This is a genomic window from Geodermatophilus sp. SYSU D01186 (genome assembly GCF_054050215.1).
Genome location: NZ_JBJGYW010000011.1, coordinates 110,200 through 135,381 on the forward strand (window position 1 = coordinate 110,200; position 25,182 = coordinate 135,381).

Genomic DNA, 25,182 nt, shown 5'->3' on the forward strand with positions numbered 1-25,182 from the left:
CCCGGAGGACGACGGCCATGACCGTGCCCACCACCCCGCTGGCCGACCCGGTCGAGCTGGCCGATCCCTGGCCCGTCCTCGCCGCGCTGCGGGAGAGCGGCCCGGTCCGCCGCGTCGACCCGAGGCTGGGCCTGCCGGTGTGGGTCGTCGCCCGGTACGACGACGTCCTCGCGGCGCTGTCGGACCCCCGGCTGAGCAACGACCCGCACCACGCGGTGGCCCTGCGCGCGCTGCTGCGCGGGGACTTCCTGAGCCGCAGCATGATCGGCACCGACCCGCCCGAGCACACCCGGCTGCGACGGCTGGTGTCCCAGGCCTTCACCGCCCGCCGCGTCGAGGGGCTGCGGCCGCGGATCCAGGAGATCACCGACACGCTGCTGGACCGGATCACCCCGCGGGGCCGGGCCGAGCTGATCGGCGAGTTCGCCCTCCCGCTGCCGATCACCGTCATCGGCGAGCTCCTGGGCGTCCCGGAGACCGACCGCGAGCGCTTCCGGGCGTGGACCGACGAGGTGCTGGACCGGCCGTTCGACCCGGGCGAGGACCTGGCGCGGGTGACGGCGGCCCGGGAGCGGATGCACGGCTACCTCGCCGACCTGGTCGAGGCCAAGCGTGCCCGGCCCGCCGACGACCTGCTCACCGACCTGGTGGAGGCGACCGACGAGGGCGAGCGGCTGGACCGGCAGGAACTGCTCGCGATGACCTTCCTGCTGCTCATCGCCGGGTACGTCACCACGGTCAACCTGATCGGGAACGGCACGCTGGCGCTGCTGCGCGCTCCCGACCAGCTGGCCCGGTTGGGCGCGGACCCGTCGCTGGTGCCGCAGGCGGTCGAGGAGCTGCTCCGCTTCGACGGCCCGGTCAACCCCGGGCTGACCCGCTACGCCCTCGAGGACCTCGAGATCGGCGGGGTGGCCATCCCGCGCGGGGACGTCGTCCTGCTGGCCACCGCCGCGGCCGACCGGGACCCCGACCGCTTCCCCGACCCCGACCGGCTCGACGTGGCGGCGGCCGGCCCCGGGCACCTGGCCTTCGGGCACGGCATCCACTACTGCCTCGGCGCGCCCCTGGCCCGGCTGGAGGGGCAGGTCGCGTTCACCGCGCTGCTGGCCCGGCTGCCCGGCCTGGCCCTCGCCGTCGACGAGAGCGAGCTGGAGTGGTCGGCCGGCGGCGTGCTACGCGGGCTGCGGCAGCTGCCGGTGACGTTCACCCCGACGCCGAGTGGCTGAGCGGCCGGCTCAGCGGCGGGCGCCCTCCATCGCGCGCCAGCGGGCGAGGTTGTAGCGGGCGTCGACCAGCGCGTCGTGGGTGCCCTCGGGCTTGGGGGGCAGCGGCGGCCGGCCGAGGTCGTCCCACCGCTGGCGCAGCTCCCGGGTGAACCGCGGGATCGGCCGGGGCAGGGCGGGCATCGTCCCCCACAGCTGGCACAGCGCCACGTGGTCGTAGGCGGCGAACCAGGCCCACAGCTCGATCTCCTCACCGGGCCCGGTGAGGAACGCGAGCAGGTCGTCGCGGATCCGCTGCCGGGTCCGCCAGGCGCGGTCGGCCGGCGGCGGCAGTTGGTCGAGCACGTTGCGCCGCACCCACGGGATCGCCCGGCGCTCGTCGAACTCCGTGCTGACGGCGTAGAACTCCCGTCCCGTGTCGTCGACGACGCCGATCGACACCAGGTCGATCGTCGTGCCGTCCTCGATGAACTCCGTGTCGTAGAAGAACCGCCGCACACACCCACCGTAGGTGCGGGTTAGGTTCCCCCTCATGCCGGTGCTGGCGATCGACGCGGGGACGACCGGGGTGACCGCGCTGGTCGTGGGGGGGGGGGGGGGGGGGGGGGGGGGGGGGGGGGGGGGGGGGGGGGGGGGGGGGGGGCGGGCCGGGCCGCGCCCCCCCCCCCCCCCCCCCCCCCCCGCGGCTACCGCGAGTTCGCGCAGCTGTTCCCCCGCCCGGGCTGGGTCGAGCACGAGCCCGAGGACATCTGGACGGCGACCCTCGCCGCCTGCCGCCAGGCGCTGGCCGGCACCGACGCGCAGCCCACCTGCGTCGGCATCACCGACCAGCGGGAGACCGCCGTCGTGTGGGACCGGCGCACCGGCCGGGCGCCGCGGCCGGCGATCGTCTGGCAGGACCGGCGCACCAGCGGCATCTGCGACCGGCTGCGGGAGGCCGGCGCCGAGGAGCGGGTCGCCCGGCTCACCGGGCTGCGGCTGGACCCCTACTTCACCGGCACCAAGTTCTGCTGGCTGGCCGCCGAGGAGCCCCGCCTGTGGGCCGGCGTCCGCGACGGCAGCCTGGCGCTGGGCACGGTCGACTCGTTCGTCGTCTCCCGGCTGACCGGCGGCGCTGCGCACGTCACCGACCCCAGCAACGCCTGCCGCACGCTGCTCTACGACCTCGAGGCCGGCGGGTGGTCCGAGGAGCTGTGCGAGCTGTTCGACGTCCCCCGGTCCGCGCTGCCGGAGGTGGTGCCGAGCTCCGGCGTCGTCGGCACGACCGACCCCGACGCGTTCCTGGGCCTGGAGCTGCCCGTCGCGGGCATCGCCGGCGACCAGCAGGCCGCCCTCTTCGGCCAGGCCTGCTACACCCCCGGCACGAGCAAGTGCACCTACGGCACCGGCTCGTTCGTCCTCACCAACACCGGGACGACCCCCGTCCGCTCCGGTGCCGGGCTGCTCACCACGGTGGCCTGGGACCTCGGCGACGGCCTGGTCTACGCGCTGGAGGGGTCGATCTTCGTGACCGGCGCGGCGGTTCAGTGGCTGCGCGACGGGCTGGGCCTCATCGACTCCGCCGCCGAGATCGAGGGACTGGCGCGCACCGTCCCCGACTCCGGCGACGTCGTCTTCGTCCCCGCGCTGACCGGGATGGGCGCCCCGCACTGGGACCCGCACGCCCGCGGCACCATCGTCGGCCTCACCCGCGGTACCACCCGTGCGCACCTGGCGCGGGCCACCCTGGAGGCGATCGCGTTCGAGGTGCGCGACGTCGTCGACGTCATGGTCGACGAGGCGGGGCTGGAGGTTCCGGAGCTGTCGGCCGACGGCGGCGCCAGCGCCAACGACCTGCTGCTGCAGCTGCAGGCCGACCAGCTCGGCGTGCCGGTGCGCCGCCCGGTGGTCACCGAGACCACGGCGCTGGGTGCGGCGTTCCTCGCCGGCCTCGGCACCGGCGTGTGGTCGACCACCGACGAGCTGGCCGCCACCTGGTCGCTGGACCGCCGGTTCGAGCCGGAGCCGGGACGGCGGGACGACGGCCGCCACGACCGCTGGCGCGCCGGGCTGGCCCGGGCCGGGAGCTGGGCGGTCCGGGCGTGACGAACGGTGAGCGCCACGCGGACCTCCCGCTGCGGGACGGCGACCTCGTGGAGTTCCTGCTCGCGCGGTTCGACGAGGACGAGGAGGCCGCCCGCTTCGTCCAGCTCAGCCGCGCGCCCAGCAACCGCGCCCTGGTCGCCCACGTGCTGCGTGACGTCGCGACCAAGCGGCAGCTGGTCGAGTACTTCCGCGACCTCGAGCGGCAGGGCCCGCGCGGCGACACGATGGACCACGCGCTGCGCCTGATCGGGCAGACCTACGCCGACCACCCGCACTACCGCCCGGAGTGGCACCCGGAGTCGCACCCCTGAGGGTCGGTGCCCGTCGGACCTCGCCGTCCGCGGGTTCCCGGGCCGACCGGTGGCGGAACGGTCCAGGGGTTCCGGGCTGTACGTCTCTGAGTGCGGTGGCACTCAGAGACGTACAGCCCGCGGACCGAGGTGGCCGGGGCAGAGCCGTGGCGCGGGGCTCGAGCCCCGCGAGGGGCGGTCCTCAGCCCGCGAGGGTGTCCGGCGTCCGCTCGGCGGCCTCGTCGACCGGGGGCTGCATGCCCTTGATGACCTCGGAGGCGCTGGCGCCGGTGGCGTCCATCGACTTCTTCACCTTGGCGCCGTAGACGTCGACGTACTCCTGCGCCGACAGCGTCATGATCTCGTACATGATCTCGTCGGTGATCGACCGCTCGACGAAGCGGTCACCGGCCAGCCCCTCGTAGCGGCCGAAGTCCAGCGGCGCCCCGAAGCGGACGCACACCCGGGGCAGCTTGGCCCCCACCAGCGGCCACCGGCGCGGCCGGTACACCATCGCGACCGGGACGACGGGGACGCCGGTCTCCAGCGCCATGCGGGCCACGCCGGTCTTGCCGCGGAAGAGCCGGCCGTCCGGCGAGCGGGTGCCCTCGGGGTAGATGCCGAGCAGCCCGCCCTCGCGCAGGATCCGCAGCCCGGTGCGGATCGCGTTCTCCGCGGCCGAGGCGTTGCTGCGGTCGATCGGCACCTGCCCGGCACCGGAGAAGAAGGCCCGCTGGAGGAACCCCTTCACGCCCTTGCCGGTGAAGTACTCGGCCTTGGCGAGGAACGTGACGCGCCGCCGCAGCGACAGGGGCATGAAGACCCAGTCGGCCGCGGACAGGTGGTTGCTGGCCAGGATCGCCGCTCCGGTGCGGGGGACGTTGTCCACGCCCTCGGCCCGGGGCCGGAACAACACCTTGACGACCGGGCCGACCGCCACGAACTTGAGGAACCAGTAGAACAACACGCCTCCCTCGGGGGCTGCCAGACTAAGGAGCCCGGCGGCGGATGGACAACGTGAGGTCCGCGCCGCCGGACCCCGCCCGCGCTGCCGGTCGGCTCCCCCGCCGACGCCGAGGAGGACTCCCGTGCCCACGAACGAGGCACCCGGCCCCGGCCTGCTGCCCGGCGCCGAGCCGTTCGCCTTCCCCGGCGGCCCCGCGGGCGGCGGCACCGGCGTCCTGCTGCTGCACGGGTTCACCGGCTCGCCGTTCAGCATGCGGCCGTGGGGCGAGCACCTGGCCGCGGCGGGCTTCGCCGTCCGCGCGCCGCTGCTGCCCGGCCACGGCACCCGCTGGCAGGACTGCAACCTGAGCACCGAGCAGGACTGGGTGGACGCCGTCACCACCGCGCTCGACGAGCTCGCCGCCGAGTGCGACCGCGTCGTCGTCGCGGGCCTGTCGATGGGCGGCACCCTGGCGGTCCGGCTGGCCGAGCTGCGTCCGGACGACGTCGCCGGGCTGGTGCTGGTCAACCCCTCCCTGCTCACCCAGCGGCTGGACGCCAAGCTGCTGCCGCTGCTGGCCCGGCTCACGCCCAGCTGGGCGCCGATCGCCAACGACATCAAGAAGGCCGGCGTCACCGAGCTGGCCTACCCCAAGCTGCCGACCCGCGCGGTGCTGGGCCTGCGCCGACTGTGGACGGCGACCCGCGCCGACCTCGCCCGCGTGACCGCGCCCCTGCTGGTGTTCCGCAGCGTCACCGACCACGTCGTCGAGCCGGCCTCGGTGCGGGTGCTGCTGGCCGGCGTCTCGAGCACCGACACCACCGAGGTGCTGCTCGAGGACAGCTACCACGTCGCCACCCTCGACAACGACGCCCCGCGCATCTTCGCCGGGTCCGTGGACTGGATCCGGACCCGCGTCCCGGTCCTCGAGGAGGAGGCGTGAACGGCCGGCGCGGACGGCGCGACAACGGGCTGGACGCCACGCTGTGGACGCCGCTGCGCGACGTCGACCCGCGGGTGGGCGAGCACCTGCTCGACCTCCTGCGCGACGCCGGCATCGCCGCCTACCTGGAGCCCTCGGCCGACGTCGAGCCCTACACCCGCACGGTGTCCCTCCCCAGCCCGCCGACCGACCGGATCTACGTCGACCGCGCCCGCAGCGGCGAGGGTCGCGCCCTGGTCGAGGAGCACGTCGACGAGCACGTGCCCGAGCGGACCCGGGCGCCGCGCGCCCCGCGCCCGGACGTCGACGAGGACGCCGAGTGGGCCCGGATCGTGGCCGCGTTCGAGGCGGAGCACGGCCGCACCACGGTCGACGCCGAGCCCGCCGACACCCCACCCCCGCCGCCGGCCGAGCCCGAGGTGCTCGACCGGCCGGAGGAGCACTACGAGCCGCCGCCACCCCCGCCGGTGCCCGCGCCCGCGCCCGCCTCGCTGTACGCGGTGCTGCTGATCGCGGTCGGCGCGGTGCTCGTGGTGGCGCCGCGGGTCCTCCGGCTGTCCCCGGACGTCGGCCTGGTGCTCGGCGTCGCCGCGGTCGTCGGCGGGGTCGCGCTCCTGGTGTCGCGGATGCGGGAGCGGTCGACGGAGGACGGCGACGACGGCGCCGTGGTCTGAGAGAAGGCAGGCGGTGGACGCCCCGTACTCGACCACGGTGACGCTGACCGGTCACCTCATGGACACCGGCGTCCTGGCCCGGGTGCTCGACGACGTCCTGGAGTACGGCGGGGACTACCTCATCGAGGGCCTCGCGCTCGGCCGGCAGCACGAGGACGAGTCGCGGGCCACGGTGCGGGTCAGCGCGGGCGACGGCGACCTGCTCGAGCGGATCGTCATGCGACTGCAGACCCACGGGGCCAACGCCGTCGACCCGGGGACGGCGACCACCCGGCCCGCGCCCGCCGACGGCGTCTTCCCCGACGACTTCTACTCCACGACCAACCTGGACACCTTCGTCCGCCTGGACCGGGAGTGGCTGCCGGTCGACCGCGCCGAGATGGACTGCGGCCTGGTGGTGACCGAGACGGCGGAGCGCGTCGCCGTCCGCACGGTGCCGGTCAGCGACGTGCGGGCCGGTGAGTCGGTGGTCTGCGGCGCGCACGGCGTCCGGGTGGAGATGCCGCTGGCGGTCGCGCGCGGGGACGAGGAGGCCTTCGGGTTCATGTCGTCGGTGGCCTCCAGCGAGAAGCCGCAGGTGGTGCTGGTCCGCCAGATCGCCGAGCGGATGCGGGAGGTCCGGGCGGCCGGGCGGAAGGTGCTGTGGGTCGGCGGGCCGGCCGTCGTCCACACCGGCGCGGCGCCGGCGATGGTGCGGCTGGTGGACGCCGGCTACGTCGACGTCCTGTTCGCCGGCAACGCCCTCGCCACCCACGACATCGAGTCGGCGCTGTATGGCACCTCGCTGGGCGTCGACCTCGCCAAGGGGTCGGGGGTGCCGCACGGCCACGAGCACCACATCCGGGCGATCAACACGATCCGGCGGGCCGGCTCGATCGCGGCGGCGGTCGAGTCGGGTGTGCTGACCGGCGGGGTCATGCACGCGATGGTCCGCGCCCGGAAGCCGTTCGTGCTGGTCGGCTCGGTGCGCGACGACGGGCCGCTGCCCGACGTGTACACCGACGTCATCGAGGGTCAGCGCGCGATGCGGGCCCAGCTGCCGGACGTCGGCTTCGCGATCATGGTGGCGACGATGCTGCACGCCATCGCCACCGGGAACATCCTCCCGGCGTCGGTGCCCCTGGTGTGCGTGGACATCAACCCGGCCACGGTGACCAAGCTGGCCGACCGCGGCAGCGCCCAGGCGATCGGCATCGTCACCGACATCGGCCTGTTCCTGGAGCAGCTCGCCCGGGAGCTCACCGGAGGCTGAGGGGCGAGGAGACCTGCACCCTCAGCCTCCGCTAGGCACCACCCTCGGCCACGGCGTGGCGCACGAGGTCGGCGGCACCCACGAGGCCGGCCTGCGCGCCGAGGCGGGCCGCGACCACCCGCGGCCCCGGGCGGAACCCGCGGCCGGGCAGCGCCCGCTCCAGCCGCTCGCGCGCCGGGCGCAGCACCATCTCGCCGAGCACGCTCACACCGCCGCCGATGACGACCACCTCCGGGTCCATCACGGCGGCGAGGTCGGCGATGCCCTGCCCGAGCCAGGACCCGACCTCGGCCAGCAGCTCCAGCGCCAGCGGGTCGCCGTCGGCCGCGGCGGTCGCCACGTGCTCGCCGGTCAGCCGGTCGGCCTCGCCGCCCACCCGCTCCAGCAGCAGCGCGGCGGCGGCCGGGGAGCTGCGGGCCACCTCGCGGGCGGTCTGCCCGAGCGCGGTGCCGCTGGCGTACTGCTCCCAGCAGCCGCGGTTGCCGCACGCGCACAGCCGCCCGTCGGGGACGACGCGCATGTGGCCCCACTCCCCCGCCACGCCGTGCGACCCGCGCTGGAGCCGGCCGTTCATGACGATCCCGCCGCCGATGCCGGTGCCGAGGGTGATCATCAGCGCGAGGTCGGCGCCGGCCGCCGCGCCGTAGCGGTACTCGGCCCACGCGGCGGCGTCGGCGTCGTTGCCGACCCACATCGGCCGCTGGAGCCGGTCGGAGAGGTCCTTGCGCAGCGTCGAGTTGCGCCAGGCGAGGTGCGGACTGAACAGCACCGTGTCGCCGGTCCGGTCGAACCAGCCGGCCGCGCCGACGCCGACGCCGACCAGCGGGCCGCCGTGCATGCGGGCCAGGTCGTCGACGACGGCGGCGATCGCGTCCTCCGTCTCGCTCACCGACGACCCGGGGGTGGCGCGGCGGGCGGTGGCGACGACCGTCCCGTCCGGGGCGACGACGCCGCCAGCGACCTTGGTCCCGCCGATGTCGATGCCGAGCGCGGGGAGCTCCGCGGCGGCCGGCTCCGCGGAGCCGTGGGTGGCGGCCACTCAGGCGATCTCGATGCGCTGCACCGCGGCGGCCGGCTCCGGGACGGTCTGCTCCGAGACGGTGTGCTCCGGGACGGTCTGCTCCGGGGCCGACGGTTCCGGAGCGGCCGGCGGCTCGTCGGCCGGTGCCGCCGGCGGCGACGGCGACGGCGACGGCGACGCGGCCGGCGCCTGCTCGGCGAGGGAGCGCAGCGCCGCGGCGGCGGTCCCGAGCACGTCGGCCAGGGCGGCGGTCACCTCGGGGCGCTCGCCGCGCACCACGGCCGCCACCTGGCAGACCGGGCACCAGCGGCAGTCCGCATGGTGGCCGGTGCCCTCCGCGTCGGTCCGTGCGGCCTCGCCGAGGGTCTGGCCGAGCCCGGCGACCAGTCGGCGGGCCTGCTCGACCCAGTCGGGTCCGTCGGTCATGTCCTGCTCCCCTCGGCGGCCAGCAGATCGGCCGGCCACTGCTGCGGATCGGGTGTGAAGGTCACCTCGAGCCGCGCCCGGGCGGTGCCGGCGTCGGCGAGGTGGCCGGCGGTGACCACGCACCGGCGCAGGAGCGCGTCGAGCCGGATCGAGCGGCGCGCCCCCGCGGCGGTCACGACGAGGTCGTCCTGCCAGCGGGTCAGTTCCAGTGCGTCGCGCTCGGCGAAGGGCAGGGCGAGCACCAGCCGCCGTCCGCCGTCCACCCGCTCGGACACGGGTGTCACGGGCGCCGCGGGGGTGCCGGCGTCGTCGTCCGGGAGGAGGGCGGCCAGCCCGTCGGCGTCGGCCGGGACCTCCGGCGCCTCCGCCACCCGGTGCACGGGGGCCAGCTCCGCCAGCGCGGCGAGGACGGCGTCCTGCTCGGCGGCGCGCCGGCGCCACCACTCCCCCGTCCCGGCGTCGGGCAGCACCCGGCTGAGGACGGCGGTCGGCCGCTGCCCGTGCAGCGCCAGGGCGGTCACCGCCGCGCGCAGCACCGGGACGGCGTCCGGGCGGGGCACGGCGACCAGCCGGACCTCGGTGGTGGCCGGGTCGGCCAGGTCGACCCGGCCGATCAGCTCCTCGAGCACCGGGACGGCGTCCAGGGCCGCGTCGACCGGGCCCCGCGGGAGCGCGCCGGAGCGCACCGCGGCGGTCCGGACCGCGCCCAGCATCCGCACCCGCGTCGGCAGCGCCTGGTCCAGCCACCAGCGCAGCACGCCGGGCAGGCCGACGAGGGCGGCGCCGGAGGGCAGCGGCCCGGCGTCGACGACCACGACGTCGGTCTCGGCGTCGGCCCGGGCCCGGCCCAGCCGCGCCAGCAGCGCCAGGTCGCGGGCGCCGGGCAGGGGGACCACCGAGCTGGCCGGAGGCAGGGCGACCCCGGGCGCCGCCGCCGACAGGGCCGGAGCCGAGGCACCCCAGAGGGACTCCAGCGCGCCGAGCGGCTCCACCGGGTCGACCGACAGGCCCGGGACCGCCGACAGCCCCGGCCGCACGGCGGCGGTCAGGAGCAGGGTGCGGGCGCCGGACCGGGCCGCGCGGACGGCGGCGGCCGCCGCGAGGGTCGAGGTCCCGGCCCCACCGGGGCCGGTGTGGAGCAGCGTGCGCACGTGCCGGTCAGCCCTCGACGCGCTTCTTGAGCTCCTTGAGGGCGGTGTCGAGGATGACCTTCTCCGCCTTCCGCTTGAACATCCCGAGCAGCGGCAGGTGGGTGTCGATGGTGATCCGGTAGGTGACCTCGGTGCGCCCGTCGCGCTCGACGAGGGTGTAGGAGCCCTCCTGCCGCTTCTGCATCTGGCCCTGCACCAGGCTCCACGACACCGCGCGGTCGCCGTCCCAGTCGTACTCGAGGACGTAGTCGTCCTTGACCATCCCGGCGTCGATGACGAAGCGCACCCGGCGGGCGCGGCCGTCGGCGCCCGCCTCCACCACCTCCACCCGCTGGGCGGCGGCGACCCACTGCGGATAGGCCTCGAAGTCGGCGATGACCGCCATCACGTCCGCCGCGGGAGCCTCGACGGTGATCGACTGCGTGGACTGGTCGGCCATGGGCGCCAGGCTATCCGTTGACCGTTCGGTCCCCCGGTCGTGGCACACGCGCCTGCTACTCCTGGGTAGCCCCCAGCGGCTAGATTTGGCCCGTCCCGGTCCGGGACCGCAGGCGACGGTGCCGTGGTCGGGCCGGGAGGAGAGGACCAGGCGTGCGCGAGTTCAGCGTCCCGGCGACGACCGAGGTGGGTCCCGACGAGGCCCTGCCCGACCTGCTCACCACCAACGTGACCGCGCACGGCGACGACGTCGGCCTCCGCGTCCGGCGGGACGGCCACTGGGAGGACGTCACCTGGCGCGAGTTCGGCGCCCAGGTCGACGGCGTGGCCAAGGGCCTCGTCGCCGCCGGCGTCCAGGCCGGCGACCGGGTCGCCCTGCAGGCCAAGACGCGCTACGAGTGGACCGTCCTCGACTTCGCCATCTGGGCCGCCGGCGGTGTGGTCGTCCCGATCTACGAGACCTCCAGCCCCGACCAGGTCGCCTGGATCCTGTCGGACTCCGGCGCCCGGGCCGCCGTCGTCGAGCGCGCCGAGCACGCCACGGCGGTCGACTCCGTCCGCGACCAGGCCCCCGAGCTCGGCCCGGTGTGGGTCATCGACGACGACGCCGTCGGCACGCTGACCGCCGCCGGGGCCGACGTCCCCGACAGCGAGCTGGCCGCCCGCCGCGCGACGCTCCACTCGTCCAGCCTGGCCACGATCATCTACACCAGCGGCACGACCGGGCGGCCGAAGGGCTGCGAGCTCACCCACGCCAACTTCCTGTTCGAGATCGGCAACGGGATGACCCTGCTGGACCGGTTCCTGAACCGGGACGGGTCGCTGCTGCTGTTCATCCCCCTGGCGCACGTGCTGGCGCGGGTGCTGGAGGTCGGCGCGGTGAAGACCCGCACCGTCATCGGCCACACCCCCGACGTGTCCAACCTCGTCGAGGACCTCGGCGCCTTCCGGCCCACCTTCGTCCTCGCCGTCCCCAGGGTGTTCGAGAAGGTCTACAACCAGGCGAAGGCCAAGGCGGAGGCCGACGGCAAGGGGAAGATCTTCGACCGGGCGGCCCGGGTCGCGATCGACTGGTCGCGCGCGCAGGACACCGGCGGCCCCGGGCTGGCGCTGCGGGCCCAGCACGCGCTGTTCGACAAGCTGGTCTACGGCAAGCTGCGCGCCGCCCTCGGTGGCCGCTGCCTCGGCGCGGTCTCCGGTGGCGCCCCCCTCGGCGAGCGGCTCGGCCACTTCTTCCGCGGCATCGGCGTCACCGTCTACGAGGGCTACGGCCTGACCGAGACCACCGCCGCGGCGTCGGTGAACCACGACGCGGCCTTCCGCATCGGCACCGTCGGCCGGCCGCTGCCCGGCGTGGAGGCGGCGATCGCCGACGACGGCGAGATCCTGATCCGCGGCGGCATCGTCATGCCCGGCTACTGGAAGAACGAGCAGGCCACCGCCGAGGCGATCGACCCCGAGGGCTGGTTCCACACCGGCGACCTCGGCGACATCGACAGCGACGGCTTCATCCGGATCACCGGCCGCAAGAAGGAGATCCTGGTGACCGCGGGCGGCAAGAACGTCGCCCCGGCCGTGCTCGAGGACCGGCTGCGCGCCCACCGGCTGATCAGCCAGTGCATCGTCGTCGGCGACCAGCGCCCGTTCATCGCCGCGCTGATCACCCTCGACGAGGAGGCGCTGCCGTCCTGGCTGGAGTCCAAGGGCAAGCCGGCCGGCACGACGGCGGCCGACCTGACCGACGACCCCGACGTCCTGGCCGAGATCGAGTCCGCCGTCACCGAGGCCAACAAGGCGGTGTCGAAGGCCGAGTCGATCAAGAAGTTCCGGGTGCTCGCCACCGACTTCACCGAGGCCAACGGGATGCTGACCCCGAGCCTGAAGCTCAAGCGCGCCGTGGTGATGAAGGAGTTCGACACCGAGGTCGAGGCTCTCTACAGCCGCTGAGGCGGGCCCTCCAGGAGGTCGGCGAAGGTCGCGGCGATCGTCGGCCACGACCACCGCTGCTCGACCCACGCCCGGCCGGCCGCGCCCATGGCGCGCGCCCGGTCCGGGTCGTCGAGCAGGGCGGCCACCGTCGCCGCCACGCCCTCGGGCGACCGCGGGTCGGCGACGACGTGCCCGGTCACGCCCTCCTGCACCGTCTCCGGCGCACCGCCGGAGGTGCCGGCGACCACCGGCCGGCCACAGGCGGCCGCCTCCAGGTAGACCATCCCGAGCCCCTCGACGTCCAGGCCCCCGCGGCGGGTGCGGCACGGCATCGCGAAGACGTCCCCGGCGGCGTAGTGCGCGGGCAGCCGCTCCGGGCGCACCGGGCCGGTGAGGACGACGGAGCCCTCCAGCCCGGCGGCGGCCACGGCGCGCCGCAGCCGGGCCTCCAGCGGGCCGCCGCCGACCAGCAGCAGCCGGGCGTCGGGATGGCGGGCCAGCACCCGCGGCCAGCCGGCGACGAGGACGTCCTGCCCCTTGCGCGCCACCAGCCGGGAGACGCAGACGACCACCGGGGCGTCGCCGAGCCCGTACCGCTCGCGCACGGCCGCGCCGTCGGCGTCCGGCGTGAACCGGTCGACGTCCACGCCCGGGGACAGCTGCGCCATGCAGGCGGCGCCGTCCAGCGCCGGCGCGAGCCGCTGGTGCGTGTACTCGCTGATGTAGGTCAGGACGTCGAGGCCCCCGGCGATGCGCCGCATGAGCTGCCGCGCTCCCGGCAGCGCCACCCACCCCGTCTCGTGGCCGTGGGTCGCGCCCACGAGGTGGCCGACCCCGGCTGCGCGCAGCGCGGGTGCGAGCAGGCCGAGCGGCGCGGCCGCCCCGAAGAAGGCGGTGTCGCACCCGTACCGGCGGGCGAGGCCGACCGCGGCGCGCGCCGTGGCGGGCGTGGGCAGCAGCATGCCGGTCCGCTGCCGCACCACCGGGTACGGCAGCGCGGCGTCGTACTCCTCCCAGCCGGGCGAGCGCGAGGCGAGCACGACCAGGGAGTCCGGCGGGCGGCGGGCCAGGAGCGCGGCGACGAAGGTCTGGATGCCGCCCTGGCGCGGCGGGAAGTCGTTGGTGACGACGAGCGTCCTCACCCGCCCTCCTGCAGCCGCTGCCAGTCCTCGGCGAGGGCCACGCGCTGGGGTCCGGTCGGGTGCGAGCCGAAGAACCACTGCCAGGCCGCGGGCGGGTCCGGGTCGGCGAGGTTCGTGCTGGCCAGCCGGTTCTGCATGGCCACGAACGCCTCGGCGTCCCCGGTCAGGTCGAGAGCGTGCAGGTCCGCACGCGCCTCCACGTGCCGGGACACCAGGTTCTGCACGGGCGTGGCCACCAGCGTGCCGAGCGCGGCCAGGAACAGCACCAACGGCACCACCCGCGGGTCGCCGGCGGAGTCCGCACCGGCCCGGCGCAGCAGCGGCTGCCAGGACAGCAGCCAGCCCAGCAGGGCGACCGACCCGGCGGCCCCCAGCGCCCCCTCCAGCGTCCCGGTCAGGACGTCGTCGGTGGCGACGTGGCCGAGCTCGTGGGCGGCGATGGACTCGATCTCGGCGTCGGACAGCAGGTCGAGGGCCGTGTCGTAGAGCACGATCCGCCGGGTCGAGCCGAACCCGGAGACGTAGGCGTTGAGCGCGGTCGTCCGCCGGGAGGCGTCGGCGACCAGCACGTCCCCGACCGGGGTGCCGTTCTCCTCCGCCAGCTCCAGCAGGTCGGTGCGCAGCTGCCCGGCCGGCAGCGACCGGAAGGAGTTGAACGCCGGCTCGATGAGCACCGGGTACAGGAAGGAGCCGATGACGACCATCGCCGCCGCCGCTCCGGCGGCCCAGGCCCACCACGTCCGGGGTGCACGGCGGGCCAGCCACACCACGGCGAGCAGGGCGAGGGCGGTCAGCACGGCGTTGATGGCGGTGGAGACGGCGACGTCCCGCAGCCACAGCGGCCAGCTGCGCGTCGAGAGCCCGAACCGGTGGCGGACCACCTCCCCGTAGGCCGACAGCGGCAGCGTGACCAGCCGGCCCACCACCATCAGCGCCACCGTGCCCAGCAGCACCTGCCAGACCCATCCACCGCCCAGCGGCCGGGCCACCGTCCGGACCAGCCACCGCCCGAGCGGGGTCAAGGCGAACACCGCCGAGGTCAGGAGCCCCAGCACCAGCGAGGCGAGGGACGCCGGGCGGATCGCGGCGGCGAAGGACTCCGCCTGCTCGACCACCCCAGGGGCGAGACCAGCGCCCGGACGGATCGGGCTGGCGCCGCCCGGCGGTTCCGGCAGCAGGGTCCACGGCGTACCGACGGCGACGACGACCACGAAGGCCGCCCCGAGCACTCCCGCGACCAGCAGCGCGGCCCGGCGGGCGCTCACCCGGCCGATCCTAGAAGGACCCCCTGCCCCCCACCGTGGAAGGACCCCGTCCTCCCACCCTTCGCACGCTCGGGGCGGGCCCCGGGACGGGGCCGCGTCGGGGCCCTGCAGGGGGCCGGGGTGGAGCCGCCACCCCGGCCCTTGCCGTGCCTATGCGAGGCGGCGCATGGCGGTGATCCCGCCCATGGAGTCGACGCTGACCACCTTGACCGGCTGGCCGGACGTCGAGGCGTGCACCATCTGGCCGTTGCCGATGTACATCGAGACGTGGCTGACCGGGCTGTAGTAGAAGATCAGGTCGCCCGGCTGCAGGTCGGCCCGCGAGACGGCGGTGCCCATCGTCGACTGGATGCGGCTGGAGTGCGGGAGGCTGATGCCGGCCGCGGCGTAGGCGTACTGCGTCAGCCCCGAGCAGTCGAAGGCGTTCGGCCCGCCGGCGCCCCACACATAGGGGTCGCCGACCTGGGCCAGCGCGGTGTCGACGGCGGCCTGCGCGGCACCGCTGGCGGCAGCGGCCGGCGCAGCGACGGCGACGGGCTGGCCGGCGTGCGCGGTGACGACCTCCTGCTGCTGCGGCGCGGAGAGCGCGTCGTACTGGGCCCGGTAGTCGGCGATGTCGGACTCCAGCTGCGCCTGCCGGGCGGTGACGTCGTCGAGGGTGGCCTGCGCCTGTGCCTGCGCGGCATCGGCGTCGGTCGTGGCCTGCTCGGCGGCCGCCGCGCTCTCGGCCACCTGGGCCAGGACGTCGGTGGTGTGGCCGGCGATCACCTCGAGGGTCGCGAGCTGGGAGACGAAGTCCTCCGCGGAGGTGCTCGTCATCAACACGTCCAACTGCGTCATGCCGTCGCCGGTGAACGCGGTGCGCGCGACCTGGCGGATCTGGCCGTCGAGGGCGTCGAGCTGCTGCTGCGCGTCCGCGGCGGCCTGGCGGGCGCGGTCGGCGGCGGCCTGCTGCTGGGCGAGCACCTCGCGGGCCTCGTTGACCTGCTCGGTCACGACCTCGAGCTCGTGGCCGGCCTGGGCGACCAGCTGGGCGGCCTGGGCGGCGGTGCCGGCCTGCTGCGGGTCCGCCGCGGCCGTACCCGGCAGCAGCGTGAGGGCCAGGGTGGCGGTGGCTCCCAGGACGATCCCGCGACCGAGTCGGCGGGCCAGGCGGGGGCGGCGGAACAGGACCGGGAGGTCGGGGTGGGACAGGTCGAGTGCATGCCCCAGGGCAGGGCGAGGCGTCGCCACGGTCGGCGGCTCTCCGTTTCTTCCTCAGCAACCGCCTACCGAGTTAGCTGACGGGTTCGGGCTGGGAAGAAGTGCCCTATCTCTGCGCTCCGGCGGACCGGCGCGTGTGCCCCGGGGTCACCGGCGCACGCGAGAACTCACCCCAGGACTGCGGTGGGTCCCCGGTTCCCCCTCGACGCCGTGCGCGGCGCGTCGGGGAATTCGGCGGTGTCCTCCCGAGGTCACCTCTCTCAGGTGACGACCGCCCGGTCGGACCGGCTCACCGTACGGGCGTGATGAAGTTGTGACAAACGGGGTCTGCGTGGACTGTGGGAACAGCCACACCCCCGGCCCGCGCCACGCCGTCGGCCACGCACGGTCACCGAGACCGTCGACGGTGTGTGCCCGCCGCCCTGGCGAGGACCCGGCGGCCGCGCCTCACCCGGTGCGCCGCCGGCCCCTGGCCGCGCCCGCGGCACGCCCGTCCGCGGACGACTGGTGTCGCAGCGGCGGGACCAGGCCGCCCTCGGCCAGCGCCCGCACCGCGCGCCGCTCGACGTCGTCGAACTCCACGACCACACCGGGCCGCGGCACGACGGCGTCCTCGGCGGTCGCGGCCGCTCCGCCGTCGCGCCGGCCGGTCATCGGCACCACCGTGGGGTCGGCGGTCTCCCAGCCCGGCGGGGCACCCAGGAGGACGGTGACGACGCAGTCGGCACACCCGGTGCCCCGGGCGGTGCACGTGTCGCAGTCGATGAACATGGCCCACTCCTCTGCTGGCCGACGCCTCGTCGCAGGAGCCCTCCATGGCCCCGGTCGGTCCGCGCAGCACGCTAGGGACGGGCACCGACAGTTCCGCGCGACCGCGGTCGGCCGCTCCCCGGCCCCGGCGCGCGTCCCCGGGACTGTCACTGCCCCGACCTACCGTCCGCCCCGTGCCCTCTTCCCCTGCCCGGCTGGCCGGGATCGCCGCCGGGACAGCCGCACGAGCCGCCGCCGGGCTCCCCCGCTACGAGCAGGCCAGCATCGAGGAGCTCGGCACCCCCCTGGCCGAGGTGACCTTCGTGGTCGTCGACCTGGAGACCACCGGAGGCTCCCCCAAGGACAGCGCCATCACCGAGATCGGCGCGGTCAAGGTCCGCGGCGGCGTCGTCCTCGGCGAGTTCCAGACCCTGGTCGACCCGGGCTGTGAGATCCCGCCCTACATCAGCGTCCTGACCGGCATCACCTCGACGATGGTCGCCACCGCCCCGCGCATCGGCGCGGTGCTGCCGCACTTCCTGGAGTTCGCCCGGGGCGCGGTCCTGGTGGCGCACAACGCCCCCTTCGACCTCGGGTTCCTCAAGGCCGCCTGCGCCGAGAACGGCATCGCCTGGCCGGCGACGGCCTCGGTCGACACCGCCGTCCTCGCCCGCCGGCTGCTCACCCGCGACGAGGTGCCCAACTGCAAGCTGGCCACCCTGGCGCCCTACTTCCGCACCACCACCGACCCCTGCCACCGGGCGCTGGCCGACGCCCGCGCCACGGTCGACGTGCTGCACGGGCTCTTCGAGCGGCTCGGCCCCCTGGGCATCACCAGCCTGGAGGAGCTCACCGGTCTCACCCGCCAGGTCGACCCGGAGCGGCTGCGCAAGCGGCACCTGGCCGACGCCGTCCCGTCCGGCCCGGGCGTCTACCTCTTCCGCGGCCCGCGCGACGAGCCGCTCTACGTCGGGACGTCGAACGACCTGCGCAGCCGGGTCCGCAGCTACTTCACCGCCGGTGAGCAACGCAGCCGGATCACCGAGATGGTGGCGCTGGCCCAGCGGGTCGACGCGATCCCCTGCGCGCACGACCTCGAGGCCGCCGTGCGGGAGCTGCGGCTGATCGCCGAGCAGAAGCCCCGCTACAACCGGCGCTCCCGGTTCCCGGAACGGGCACTGTGGGTCCGGCTGACCGAGGAGCCGTTCCCCCGGCTGTCGGTGGTCCGCCGGGTCCGCCCCGGCGCGGGGGTGTTCCTCGGCCCGTTCCCCGACCGGCGGGCCGCGGACGCCGCCGTCGCGGCGATCCACGAGTCGCTACCGCTGCGGCAGTGCACCGGCCGGCTGTCGGTGCGCGTGCTCGGCACCGCCTGCGCGCTGGCCGGCATGGGCCGGTGCGGCGCCCCCTGCACCGGCGCCCAGTCGGTCGAGGAGTACGCGGGCATCGCCGAGGTCCTGCGCGCCGCCGTCGCCGCCGACCCCCAGGCGCTGCTCGCGCCCCTGCTGGCCCGCGTCGAGCGGCTGGCCGCCGAGGAGCGCTACGAGGACGCCGCCGTGCTCCGCGACCGGGTGGCGGTCCTGGTGCGCGCCGTCCGCCGCCGGCAGCGGCTGGAGTCGCTGGCCGCGGTGCCGGAGCTGGTCCTGGCCCGCCCCGACGGCGCGGGCGGCTGGCACCTGTCCGTCGTCCGCCGGGGGCGGCTGGTGGCCGCCGGCTGCGCGCCCCGGGGGACGTCGGTACGGGACACGCTGACCGGCCTGCTGTCCACCGCGGAGACGCCGCTGGGCCCGGACGACGAGCTGGCCGCCTCGGTCGACGAGACCGAACTGGTGCTGCGCTGGATGGAGAAGGCCGGCACCCGCCTCGTGCAGGTCTCCGGCACCCTCGCCTGCCCGGTGCCCGGAACCGGCGGCTACAGCGCCTTCCTCGACCGCGTGGAGGCCGGCCACAGCGGCCGCGACCCCTTCGCCGACACCCGCGCGCTCGGCACCCGCGCGCGCCCGGACCGGGTCTCCCCCGGGCCACGCACAGCCGCCGGCCCGGCGACACCCCGGCTAGCATCGCCGGCGTGATCACCGCCATCGTCATGATCGACGCGGCCACCGACGCGATCCCCGAAGTGGCCGAGGCAGTCGCCGACCTCGACGGGGTCAGCGAGGTCTACTCGGTCGCCGGCACCGTCGACCTCATCGCCGTGGTGCGCGTGCGGGAGTTCGAGCAGATCGCCGAGGTCGTGGCGGGGCGGATCAACAAGGTGCCCGGCGTCCTGGAGACCGACACCCACATCGCCTTCCGCGCCTACTCCCGGCACGACCTCGAGGCGGCCTTCGCGATCGGCTTCGACACCGCCGACTGAAGGGTCAGGTCTGCAGCGACCGGCTGACCGCCACCCAGCGCTCGAGCTGTGCCTGCGCGCGCCCGTCGTCGACCGCCGCTGCGGCCCGCTCCAGCCCACCGGCGAGGACGTCGTGCAGCCGGCCGGCCCGCTGGTCGAACGCGGCCAGCGCCGCGGCGGCGTTGAGCAGCACCGCGTCCCGCACCGGCCCCCGCTCACCGGCCACCACCCGCCGGAAGACGTCGGCGTTGAAGGCCGGGTCCCCGCCGCGCAGGGCCCCCTCGGGCGGGACCTCGATCCCGAGCGCGGTCGGGTCGAGCCGGTCGGGCTCGACCTCGCCGTCGCGGACCACCCACACCGACGAGGTGGTCGTGGTCGTGAGCTCGTCCAGGCCGTCGTCCCCCCGGAACACCAGACCGCGCATGCCGCGCCCCGCCAGGACGGCGGCCAGCACCGGCGCCATGCGGGCGTCGGCGCAGCCGATGGCGGCAGCCACCGGGCGCGCCGGGTTGGCCAGCGGGCCCAGGAAGTTGAAGACCGTCCCGACACCCATCTCCCGCCGGGGCACCGCGGTGTGGCGGAACCCCGGGTGGAAGACCGGCGCGAAGAAGAAGCCGATCCCGGCCTGCTGCACGCACGCGGCGACCGCCGCGGCCGGCAGGTCGATCACGACACCCAGTGCCTCGAGGACGTCCGCGGCCCCGGAGGACGACGACGCCGCCCGGTTGCCGTGCTTGGCGACCGGCGCCCCCGCCGCGGCGGTCACCACCGCGGCCATCGTGGAGATGTTGACCGTGTGCGCCTGGTCGCCACCGGTGCCCACGATGTCGACACAGTCGAGAGGCAGGTGCACCGGCGTGGCCCGCTCCAGCATGGTGGCCGACAGTCCGGCGACCTCCTCCGCCGACTCACCCTTGGCGCGCAGCGCCACGGCGAAGGCGGCGATCTGGGCCGGCGTGGCCTCACCCGCCATGACCTCCCGCATCGCCCACGCGGCGTCGTCGGCGGAGAGGTCCTCGCGGGCCAGCAGCCGGGTCAGCAGCGCGGGCCAGGTCGGCGTGCGCGCGCTCACCGGCGCGGAACGGGCCGGCGCCCCACCCGGTCGCGCAGCAGGTCGGCGACGACGGTGGGAGCGGTCAGCGGGTCGACGGGGAACGGCAGGGTCGCGTCGGCCTGCGACCAGTGCGCCAGCCAGCGGTCGGGCTGCCGCGCGATGAGCACGCACAGCGCGGGACGGTCGGCGACCTCCACCGTGATCTGCCGGCTGAGCGCGAGCCCCCCGGCCGGCTGGGCCTCGCCGTCGAGGATGCAGAGGTCCACGCCCCCGCCCTCCACGGCGTCGATCACGTCCGCGTCGGTGGCGCACTCGAGCCACGTCACCGGCCCGACGTCGGCCGCCGGCCGACGTCCCACGGCGGGGCGCACGGCCGGGCGCACCTCGGGCCGGGAGCTGTAGACCAGGACGGTTGCCGGCGCATCGGTCACCCGGCGGAGCCTAGTGCCCGGAACGTCCCCTGCCGGGGACGCCCGTCCCCAGGTATCGGGGAGGTCACGGCACCGCCACGCCCGCCCACCCGCGGTCGTGGCCCTGCCGGGACCGATGCCATGATGACCACGTGACAACGGCTCCCGTCGCGAGCGGCACCTTCGACACCTCCCGGGTGCACTCCCTGACCCGACCCAACATGGTCAGCGTCGGCACGATCATCTGGCTCTCCAGCGAGCTGATGTTCTTCGCCGGGTTGTTCGCCATGTACTTCACCGCGCGGGCTCGTGCCACCGAGGGGTGGCCGCCCGAGCCGACCGAGCTGAACCTGCCCTACGCGTTGATCTTCACGATCATCCTGGTGGCCTCCTCGGTCACCTGCCAGCTCGGCGTGTTCGCTGCGGAGCAGGGGAACGTCTACGGCCTGCGGCGCTGGTTCACGATCACCTTCGCCATGGGCCTGGTCTTCGTGCTCGCCCAGGCGAACGAGTACCGCGTGCTCGTCACCGAGCACGGCACGTCGATCTCCAGCTCCACGTACGGCTCGGTCTTCTACCTGACCACCGGCTTCCACGCGCTGCACGTGATCGGGGGTCTCGTCGCCTTCGTCTACCTGCTCATCCGGTCCACCATGGGCCGTTTCACGCCGGCACAGGCGACCGCGGCCATCGTGGTCTCCTACTACTGGCACTTCGTCGACGTCGTGTGGGTCGGGCTCTTCGCCACGATCTACCTGATCCGCTAGGGAACCGGTGTCCACCACGAACCCGCAGTCCGACGCCCTGCCCGACGACGTGCCGCCGCGCGGCCGCGCCCGTTGGTCCCGCCGTCCGGCCGAGGGCGGCCCCGCCACCGCGGCCCGCGCCCGTCGCCGCTCCAAGCACCGCCGCCGGGTGGTCAACGTGGCCGGCCTCATGGCTGCCCTCGTGCTCACCGGCACCCTGTACTCGGCCCTGTCACCGGCCTACGCGACCGACGAGGACGCGACGAGCGAGTCCTCCGCCGAGGCCGCCGGCCGCGAGCTGTACGAGCGCAGCTGCATCACCTGCCACGGCGAGAACCTCGAGGGCGTCCCCGCCCGCGGTCCCTCGCTGATCGGCGTCGGCGAGGCGGCCGTCTACTTCCAGGTGCACACCGGCCGCATGCCGCTGGTGCGTCAGGAGGCCGACGCCCCCGACAAGCCGGCCGTCTTCACCGACGAGGAGATCGACCAGCTGATGGCCTACGTCCAGGCCAACGGCGGCGGCCCGACGCTCCCCTCCGGCGACCTGCGCGACGGCGACCTCGCCCTCGGCGGCGAGCTGTTCCGGCTCAACTGCGCCTCCTGCCACAACTTCGTGGGCCAGGGCGGCGCCCTCTCCTCCGGCAAGGCGGCGCCGAGCCTCGAGGAGTCCAGCGACCTGGAGATCTACACCGCGATGCTGAGCGGGCCGGAGAACATGCCGGTCTTCGGGGACAACCAGCTCACCCCCGACGAGAAGCGCGCGATCATCAACTACGTCCAGACGATCGACAACCAGGCCGACCCGGGCGGTGCCGGCGTGGGCCGCATGGGTCCGGTCGCCGAGGGCCTGGTCATCTGGGTCGTGGGCATGGGCGTGCTGCTGTTCGGGATCTTCTGGATGGGGAGCAAGGCGTGAGCACGCACACCGGCTCCGCACCGGACACTTCGGCCCAGCGACCGCTGACCGCGTGGGTCAGCGAGGAGGAAGCGTGAGTACGCGCGACAGCCGCCCCGGTTCCACCGGCGGCGCAGACGTCGCCGGGCCGCTGCACGGCGGTCCGGACGACGACTACACCCCTGAGCAACTGGCGGCGATGCCCCGCGAGGAGCTCGACCGCCTGGGCGCCCGGTACGACGGGGTCGAGGTGCTCCACGTCGACCCCGGCCCCGAACCCGGGTCGCGGCTGGAGCGGCGCGCCGTCCGCCAGGTGGGGCTGACCTTCGCCCTCGCCGGCGTGGCCGCCTTCGGCTTCGTCGTCGTCTACGTCGGGTCCGGCTGGTTCCTGCCGGACTGGCAGTGGGAGATCTCCGAGTCCGGCTGGAGCGCCCTGTTCACGCCGCTGATCGGCGCGCTCTTCGGCCTGGCCATGATCCTGGTCGGTGTGGGCCTGGTGCTCTACACCAAGAAGCTGCTGCCGCACGAGACGGCGGTGCAGGACAAGCACGACGGGTCGCACTTCGACCGGGTCACCACCGGCGCCACGCTCGTCGGCGGCCTGCACAACAGTGGTCTGGCCCGCCGCAAGCTGCTGTCCCGCTCGATGCTGTTCATGGGCGGCGGCCTCGGGCTCATGCTGATCCTGCCGCTGGGCGGTCTGATCAAGGACCCGAACAAGGGCAATCCGCTCGGCAGGACGAGCTGGGCCAACGGCGTGCGCCTGGTCCGCGACGACGGCACCCCGATCCGCCCCGGTGACCAGGAGCCCGGCTCGATCGAGACCGTCTTCCCGGCCGTCCCGGGCGGCAACCGCGAGTCCGACGCCGCCACCATGCTCTTCCGGCTGCGCCCGGAGCAGGTGGAGGTCGACAAGCCGCGCCCCGGCCAGGACGACTTCAGCTACGGCGACTACGTGGCCTACTCCAAGATCTGCACGCACGCCGGCTGCCCGGTGTCGCTGTACGAGCAGGAGACCAGCCGGATCCTGTGCCCCTGCCACCAGTCGCAGTTCGACATCACGCAGGGCGCCAAGCCGGTGTTCGGCCCGGCCACCCGGCCGCTGCCGCAGCTGCCGATCACGGTCGACGACGAGGGCTACTTCGTGGCCCGCAGTGACTACATTGAGGCCGTAGGCCCCACTTACTGGAACCGGGAGCGCATCTGATGGCTCGCACCGCCACGGCGCCGGGTGTCCCGACCACGCGACTGGGCAAGATCGGCTATGAGGTCGACGACCGTCTGATCGTCGCCGGCCCGCTGCGCCGCACGCTGAACAAGGTCTTCCCGGACCACTGGTCGTTCCTGCTCGGCGAGATCGCGCTCTACTCCTTCATCGTCCTGCTCCTGTCGGGCACGTACCTGACGTTCTTCTTCGACGCCTCCATGCGCGAGGTCGTCTACGAGGGCACGTACGCACCGCTGCGCGGCGTGGAGATGTCGGCGGCCTACGACTCGACGCTGAACCTGTCGTTCGACGTCCGCGGCGGCCTGTTCATGCGGCAGATCCACCACTGGGCGGCACTGCTGTTCGTCGCCTCGATCGTGGTGCACCTGCTCCGCATCTTCTTCACCGGCGCCTTCCGCCGGCCGCGCGAGACCAACTGGATCATCGGCGTGGTCATGCTGGTGCTGGCACTGCTCATGGGCGTGACCGGCTACTCGCTCCCCGACGACCTGCTGTCGGGCACCGGCCTCCGCATCATCAGCGCGATCATCCTGTCGGTGCCGGTGATCGGGACGTGGGCCCACTTCGCGGTCTTCAACGGCGACTTCGTCGGCGAGAACATCATCGGCCGGTTCTACATCGTCCACGTGCTGCTCATCCCGGCGATCCTGCTGGCCCTGATCGCCGTGCACCTGCTGATCCTGGTCAAGCAGAAGCACACCCAGTTCCCCGGCCCGGGGCGGACCGAGCACAACGTGGTCGGCAACCGGCTCTTCCCGACCTTCGCGGGCAAGGCGACCGGCCTGCTCTTCATCGTGTTCGGCGTCTGCGCCGCGCTCGGTGGCCTGGTGCAGATCAACCCGGTGTGGCTGTGGGGCCCGTACAACCCGGCCCAGGTCTCCGCGGCCTCCCAGCCGGACTGGTACATCGGCTTCCTCGACGGGTCGACCCGCCTCTTCCCGGCCTGGGACATCAACCTGCCCGGCGACTACCAGATCCCGGCGCTGTTCTGGCCGACGGTCGTGATCGCCGGCCTGATGTTCACGGTGCTCGCCCTGTACCCGATGATCGAGCGGAAGCTCACCCGGGACACCGCGTCCCACCACCTGCTGCAGCGTCCCCGCGACGTGCCGGTGCGCACGTCGCTGGGCATGATGGGGCTGACGTTCTACATCTGGCTCATGATGTCCGGCGGCAACGACGTCATCGCCGACAAGTTCGACATCAGCTTGAACGCGATGACCTGGGTCGGCCGTATCGGCGTCATCATCCTGCCGCCGATCGTGTACGTGATCACGTACCGCATCTGCCTCGGCCTGCAGCAGCACGACCGCCAGGTGCTCGAGCACGGCATCGAGACGGGTGTCATCCGCCGTCTGCCCAGCGGCGAGTTCATCGAGGTCCACCAGCCCCTCGGCCCGGTGGACGAGCACGGCCACGGTGCGCTCGCCTACGGCGGCGCCCCGGTGCCCAAGCGGATGAACCACGTGGGCGGCGCCCGCCGCGCCATCCGCGGCTTCTTCACCCCCGTCGAGGAGCCGGCGCAGGTGGAGCTCGAGCAGCGGCACGAGGACCACGGTCAGGCCGCCGCCGCCGCGGACCGCGAGCTCACCACCTCTGGCCGCCCGGTCGACGGCGGCCGGCCGCAGGAGCCGCGCGACTGATCGACCGCAGTACGAGTGGGGGGGGGGGGGGGGGGGGGGGGGGGGGGGGGGGGGGGGGGGGGGGGGGGGGGGGCGGGGGGGGGGGGGGGGCGGGGGGGGGGGGGGGGGGGGGGGGGGGGGGGGGGGGGGGGGG

Annotated in this window: 24 protein-coding genes, 1 pseudogene and 1 riboswitch; of the genes and pseudogenes, 13 read left to right on the forward strand and 12 right to left on the reverse strand. The window is 74.8% G+C overall.

What is annotated here, in order from left to right; translation table 11 throughout:
• Positions 1 to 17: 17 nt before the first annotated feature.
• Positions 18 to 1,229, forward strand: a complete 1,212-nt coding sequence (locus ACI784_RS10660; protein WP_457013432.1) for a cytochrome P450 family protein — start codon at positions 18 to 20, stop codon at positions 1,227 to 1,229.
• A 9-nt stretch (positions 1,230 to 1,238) separates the two neighbouring features.
• Here ACI784_RS10660 and ACI784_RS10665 read toward each other — a convergent pair whose 3' ends face one another.
• Complete coding sequence (locus ACI784_RS10665) at positions 1,239 to 1,724, reverse strand: polyadenylate-specific 3'-exoribonuclease AS (protein WP_457013433.1); 486 nt, start codon at positions 1,722 to 1,724, stop codon at positions 1,239 to 1,241.
• Between the two features lie 201 nt (positions 1,725 to 1,925).
• On the opposite strand from ACI784_RS10665, the pseudogene ACI784_RS10670 reads away from it, so the two are divergent.
• Together ACI784_RS10670 and ACI784_RS10675 are read left to right on the forward strand one after the other, a co-directional pair.
• A pseudogene (locus tag ACI784_RS10670) lies at positions 1,926 to 3,311 on the forward strand (FGGY family carbohydrate kinase); the annotation flags it as partial.
• Positions 3,308 to 3,622, forward strand: a complete 315-nt coding sequence (locus tag ACI784_RS10675) for a DUF6221 family protein (protein ID WP_457013434.1) — start codon at positions 3,308 to 3,310, stop codon at positions 3,620 to 3,622. The pseudogene ACI784_RS10670 and the gene ACI784_RS10675, both read left to right, overlap by 4 nt.
• Before the next feature lie 181 nt (positions 3,623 to 3,803).
• Here the strand turns inward: ACI784_RS10675 and ACI784_RS10680 are convergent, their stop codons facing one another.
• Positions 3,804 to 4,568: a lysophospholipid acyltransferase family protein gene (locus ACI784_RS10680; protein WP_456924771.1), complete on the reverse strand. Its 765-nt coding sequence runs from the start codon at positions 4,566 to 4,568 to the stop codon at positions 3,804 to 3,806.
• 121 nt (positions 4,569 to 4,689) lie between these two features.
• On the opposite strand from ACI784_RS10680, the gene ACI784_RS10685 reads away from it, so the two are divergent.
• Genes ACI784_RS10685 through ACI784_RS10695 form a run of 3 tightly spaced genes read left to right on the forward strand, consistent with a single transcriptional unit; the run spans position 4,690 to position 7,416 of the window.
• Positions 4,690 to 5,490: an alpha/beta hydrolase gene (locus ACI784_RS10685; RefSeq protein WP_457013435.1), complete on the forward strand. Its 801-nt coding sequence runs from the start codon at positions 4,690 to 4,692 to the stop codon at positions 5,488 to 5,490.
• Positions 5,487 to 6,164 carry a hypothetical protein gene (locus tag ACI784_RS10690; RefSeq protein WP_457013436.1) on the forward strand — a complete coding sequence of 226 codons (678 nt, stop codon included), beginning with the start codon at positions 5,487 to 5,489 and terminating at the stop codon, positions 6,162 to 6,164. Before ACI784_RS10685 ends, ACI784_RS10690 begins: the two co-directional genes overlap by 4 nt.
• Positions 6,165 to 6,177: 13 nt before the next feature.
• Positions 6,178 to 7,416: an ornithine cyclodeaminase, nickel-pincer nucleotide-dependent gene (locus ACI784_RS10695; RefSeq protein WP_457013437.1), complete on the forward strand. Its 1,239-nt coding sequence runs from the start codon at positions 6,178 to 6,180 to the stop codon at positions 7,414 to 7,416.
• Between the two features lie 31 nt (positions 7,417 to 7,447).
• Here ACI784_RS10695 and ACI784_RS10700 read toward each other — a convergent pair whose 3' ends face one another.
• Genes ACI784_RS10700 through ACI784_RS10715 form a run of 4 tightly spaced genes read right to left on the reverse strand, consistent with a single transcriptional unit; the run spans position 7,448 to position 10,453 of the window.
• Positions 7,448 to 8,455: an ROK family glucokinase gene (locus ACI784_RS10700; protein WP_457013438.1), complete on the reverse strand. Its 1,008-nt coding sequence runs from the start codon at positions 8,453 to 8,455 to the stop codon at positions 7,448 to 7,450.
• Complete coding sequence (locus ACI784_RS10705) at positions 8,456 to 8,863, reverse strand: hypothetical protein (protein WP_457013439.1); 408 nt, start codon at positions 8,861 to 8,863, stop codon at positions 8,456 to 8,458.
• On the reverse strand, positions 8,860 to 10,014 hold the full coding sequence (locus tag ACI784_RS10710; RefSeq protein ID WP_457013440.1) for an ArsA family ATPase: 1,155 nt from the start codon (positions 10,012 to 10,014) through the stop codon (positions 8,860 to 8,862). The genes ACI784_RS10705 and ACI784_RS10710 overlap by 4 nt, the downstream gene beginning before the upstream one ends.
• 7 nt (positions 10,015 to 10,021) lie before the next feature.
• Positions 10,022 to 10,453, reverse strand: a complete 432-nt coding sequence (locus ACI784_RS10715; protein ID WP_457013441.1) for an SRPBCC family protein — start codon at positions 10,451 to 10,453, stop codon at positions 10,022 to 10,024.
• A 152-nt stretch (positions 10,454 to 10,605) separates the two neighbouring features.
• On the opposite strand from ACI784_RS10715, the gene ACI784_RS10720 reads away from it, so the two are divergent.
• Positions 10,606 to 12,399 (forward strand): AMP-dependent synthetase/ligase, encoded by a 1,794-nt coding sequence (locus tag ACI784_RS10720; RefSeq protein ID WP_457013442.1) that lies wholly within the window; start codon positions 10,606 to 10,608, stop codon positions 12,397 to 12,399.
• Here ACI784_RS10720 and ACI784_RS10725 read toward each other — a convergent pair.
• The 4 genes from ACI784_RS10725 to ACI784_RS10740 all read right to left on the reverse strand — a co-directional run bounded on the left by ACI784_RS10725 (position 12,387) and on the right by ACI784_RS10740 (position 16,762).
• Complete coding sequence (locus ACI784_RS10725; protein WP_456924762.1) at positions 12,387 to 13,523, reverse strand: glycosyltransferase family 4 protein; 1,137 nt, start codon at positions 13,521 to 13,523, stop codon at positions 12,387 to 12,389. The genes ACI784_RS10720 and ACI784_RS10725 overlap by 13 nt on opposite strands.
• Positions 13,520 to 14,788, reverse strand: a complete 1,269-nt coding sequence (locus tag ACI784_RS10730; protein ID WP_456924761.1) for a M48 family metallopeptidase — start codon at positions 14,786 to 14,788, stop codon at positions 13,520 to 13,522. The genes ACI784_RS10725 and ACI784_RS10730 overlap by 4 nt, the downstream gene beginning before the upstream one ends.
• A gap of 150 nt (positions 14,789 to 14,938) precedes the next feature.
• Positions 14,939 to 16,021: a C40 family peptidase gene (locus ACI784_RS10735; RefSeq protein WP_457013443.1), complete on the reverse strand. Its 1,083-nt coding sequence runs from the start codon at positions 16,019 to 16,021 to the stop codon at positions 14,939 to 14,941.
• Between the two features lie 16 nt (positions 16,022 to 16,037).
• Positions 16,038 to 16,238, reverse strand: a riboswitch (cyclic di-AMP (ydaO/yuaA leader).
• Between the two features lie 200 nt (positions 16,239 to 16,438).
• Positions 16,439 to 16,762 (reverse strand): hypothetical protein, encoded by a 324-nt coding sequence (locus tag ACI784_RS10740; protein WP_456924759.1) that lies wholly within the window; start codon positions 16,760 to 16,762, stop codon positions 16,439 to 16,441.
• 173 nt (positions 16,763 to 16,935) lie between these two features.
• On the opposite strand from ACI784_RS10740, the gene ACI784_RS10745 reads away from it, so the two are divergent.
• Complete coding sequence (locus ACI784_RS10745; protein ID WP_457013444.1) at positions 16,936 to 18,810, forward strand: DEDD exonuclease domain-containing protein; 1,875 nt, start codon at positions 16,936 to 16,938, stop codon at positions 18,808 to 18,810.
• On the forward strand, positions 18,807 to 19,094 hold the full coding sequence (locus ACI784_RS10750; RefSeq protein WP_456924757.1) for an Lrp/AsnC family transcriptional regulator: 288 nt from the start codon (positions 18,807 to 18,809) through the stop codon (positions 19,092 to 19,094). Before ACI784_RS10745 ends, ACI784_RS10750 begins: the two co-directional genes overlap by 4 nt.
• Positions 19,095 to 19,098: 4 nt before the next feature.
• Here the strand turns inward: ACI784_RS10750 and trpD are convergent, their stop codons facing one another.
• Complete coding sequence (gene trpD, locus ACI784_RS10755) at positions 19,099 to 20,145, reverse strand: anthranilate phosphoribosyltransferase (RefSeq protein ID WP_457013445.1); 1,047 nt, start codon at positions 20,143 to 20,145, stop codon at positions 19,099 to 19,101.
• Positions 20,142 to 20,558, reverse strand: a complete 417-nt coding sequence (locus tag ACI784_RS10760; protein WP_457013446.1) for a hypothetical protein — start codon at positions 20,556 to 20,558, stop codon at positions 20,142 to 20,144. Before ACI784_RS10760 ends, trpD begins: the two co-directional genes overlap by 4 nt.
• Positions 20,559 to 20,689: 131 nt before the next feature.
• Here ACI784_RS10760 and ctaE point away from each other — a divergent pair, with 131 nt between their 5' ends.
• From ctaE to qcrB, 4 genes are all read left to right on the forward strand, one after another.
• Positions 20,690 to 21,304 carry an aa3-type cytochrome oxidase subunit III gene (ctaE, locus tag ACI784_RS10765; protein ID WP_456925913.1) on the forward strand — a complete coding sequence of 205 codons (615 nt, stop codon included), beginning with the start codon at positions 20,690 to 20,692 and terminating at the stop codon, positions 21,302 to 21,304.
• Between the two features lie 7 nt (positions 21,305 to 21,311).
• Positions 21,312 to 22,199: a cytochrome bc1 complex diheme cytochrome c subunit gene (qcrC, locus tag ACI784_RS10770; RefSeq protein WP_456925911.1), complete on the forward strand. Its 888-nt coding sequence runs from the start codon at positions 21,312 to 21,314 to the stop codon at positions 22,197 to 22,199.
• A gap of 73 nt (positions 22,200 to 22,272) precedes the next feature.
• Positions 22,273 to 23,385, forward strand: a complete 1,113-nt coding sequence (qcrA, locus tag ACI784_RS10775) for a cytochrome bc1 complex Rieske iron-sulfur subunit (protein ID WP_456925909.1) — start codon at positions 22,273 to 22,275, stop codon at positions 23,383 to 23,385.
• Complete coding sequence (gene qcrB / locus ACI784_RS10780) at positions 23,385 to 25,049, forward strand: cytochrome bc1 complex cytochrome b subunit (protein ID WP_456925908.1); 1,665 nt, start codon at positions 23,385 to 23,387, stop codon at positions 25,047 to 25,049. Before qcrA ends, qcrB begins: the two co-directional genes overlap by 1 nt.
• The last annotated feature ends 133 nt before the right edge of the window (positions 25,050 to 25,182 follow it).

Bases quoted from the DNA above. Each gene is read 5' to 3' on its own strand.
- ACI784_RS10740 (WP_456924759.1), bottom strand. From the start codon at position 16,762: ATGTTCATCGACTGCGACACGTGCACCGCCCGGGGCACCGGGTGTGCC.
- qcrB (WP_456925908.1), top strand. From the start codon at position 23,385: ATGGCTCGCACCGCCACGGCGCCGGGTGTCCCGACCACGCGACTGGGC.
- ACI784_RS10715 (WP_457013441.1), bottom strand. From the start codon at position 10,453: ATGGCCGACCAGTCCACGCAGTCGATCACCGTCGAGGCTCCCGCGGCG.
- ACI784_RS10705 (WP_457013439.1), bottom strand. From the start codon at position 8,863: ATGACCGACGGACCCGACTGGGTCGAGCAGGCCCGCCGACTGGTCGCC.
- ACI784_RS10660 (WP_457013432.1), top strand. From the start codon at position 18: ATGACCGTGCCCACCACCCCGCTGGCCGACCCGGTCGAGCTGGCCGAT.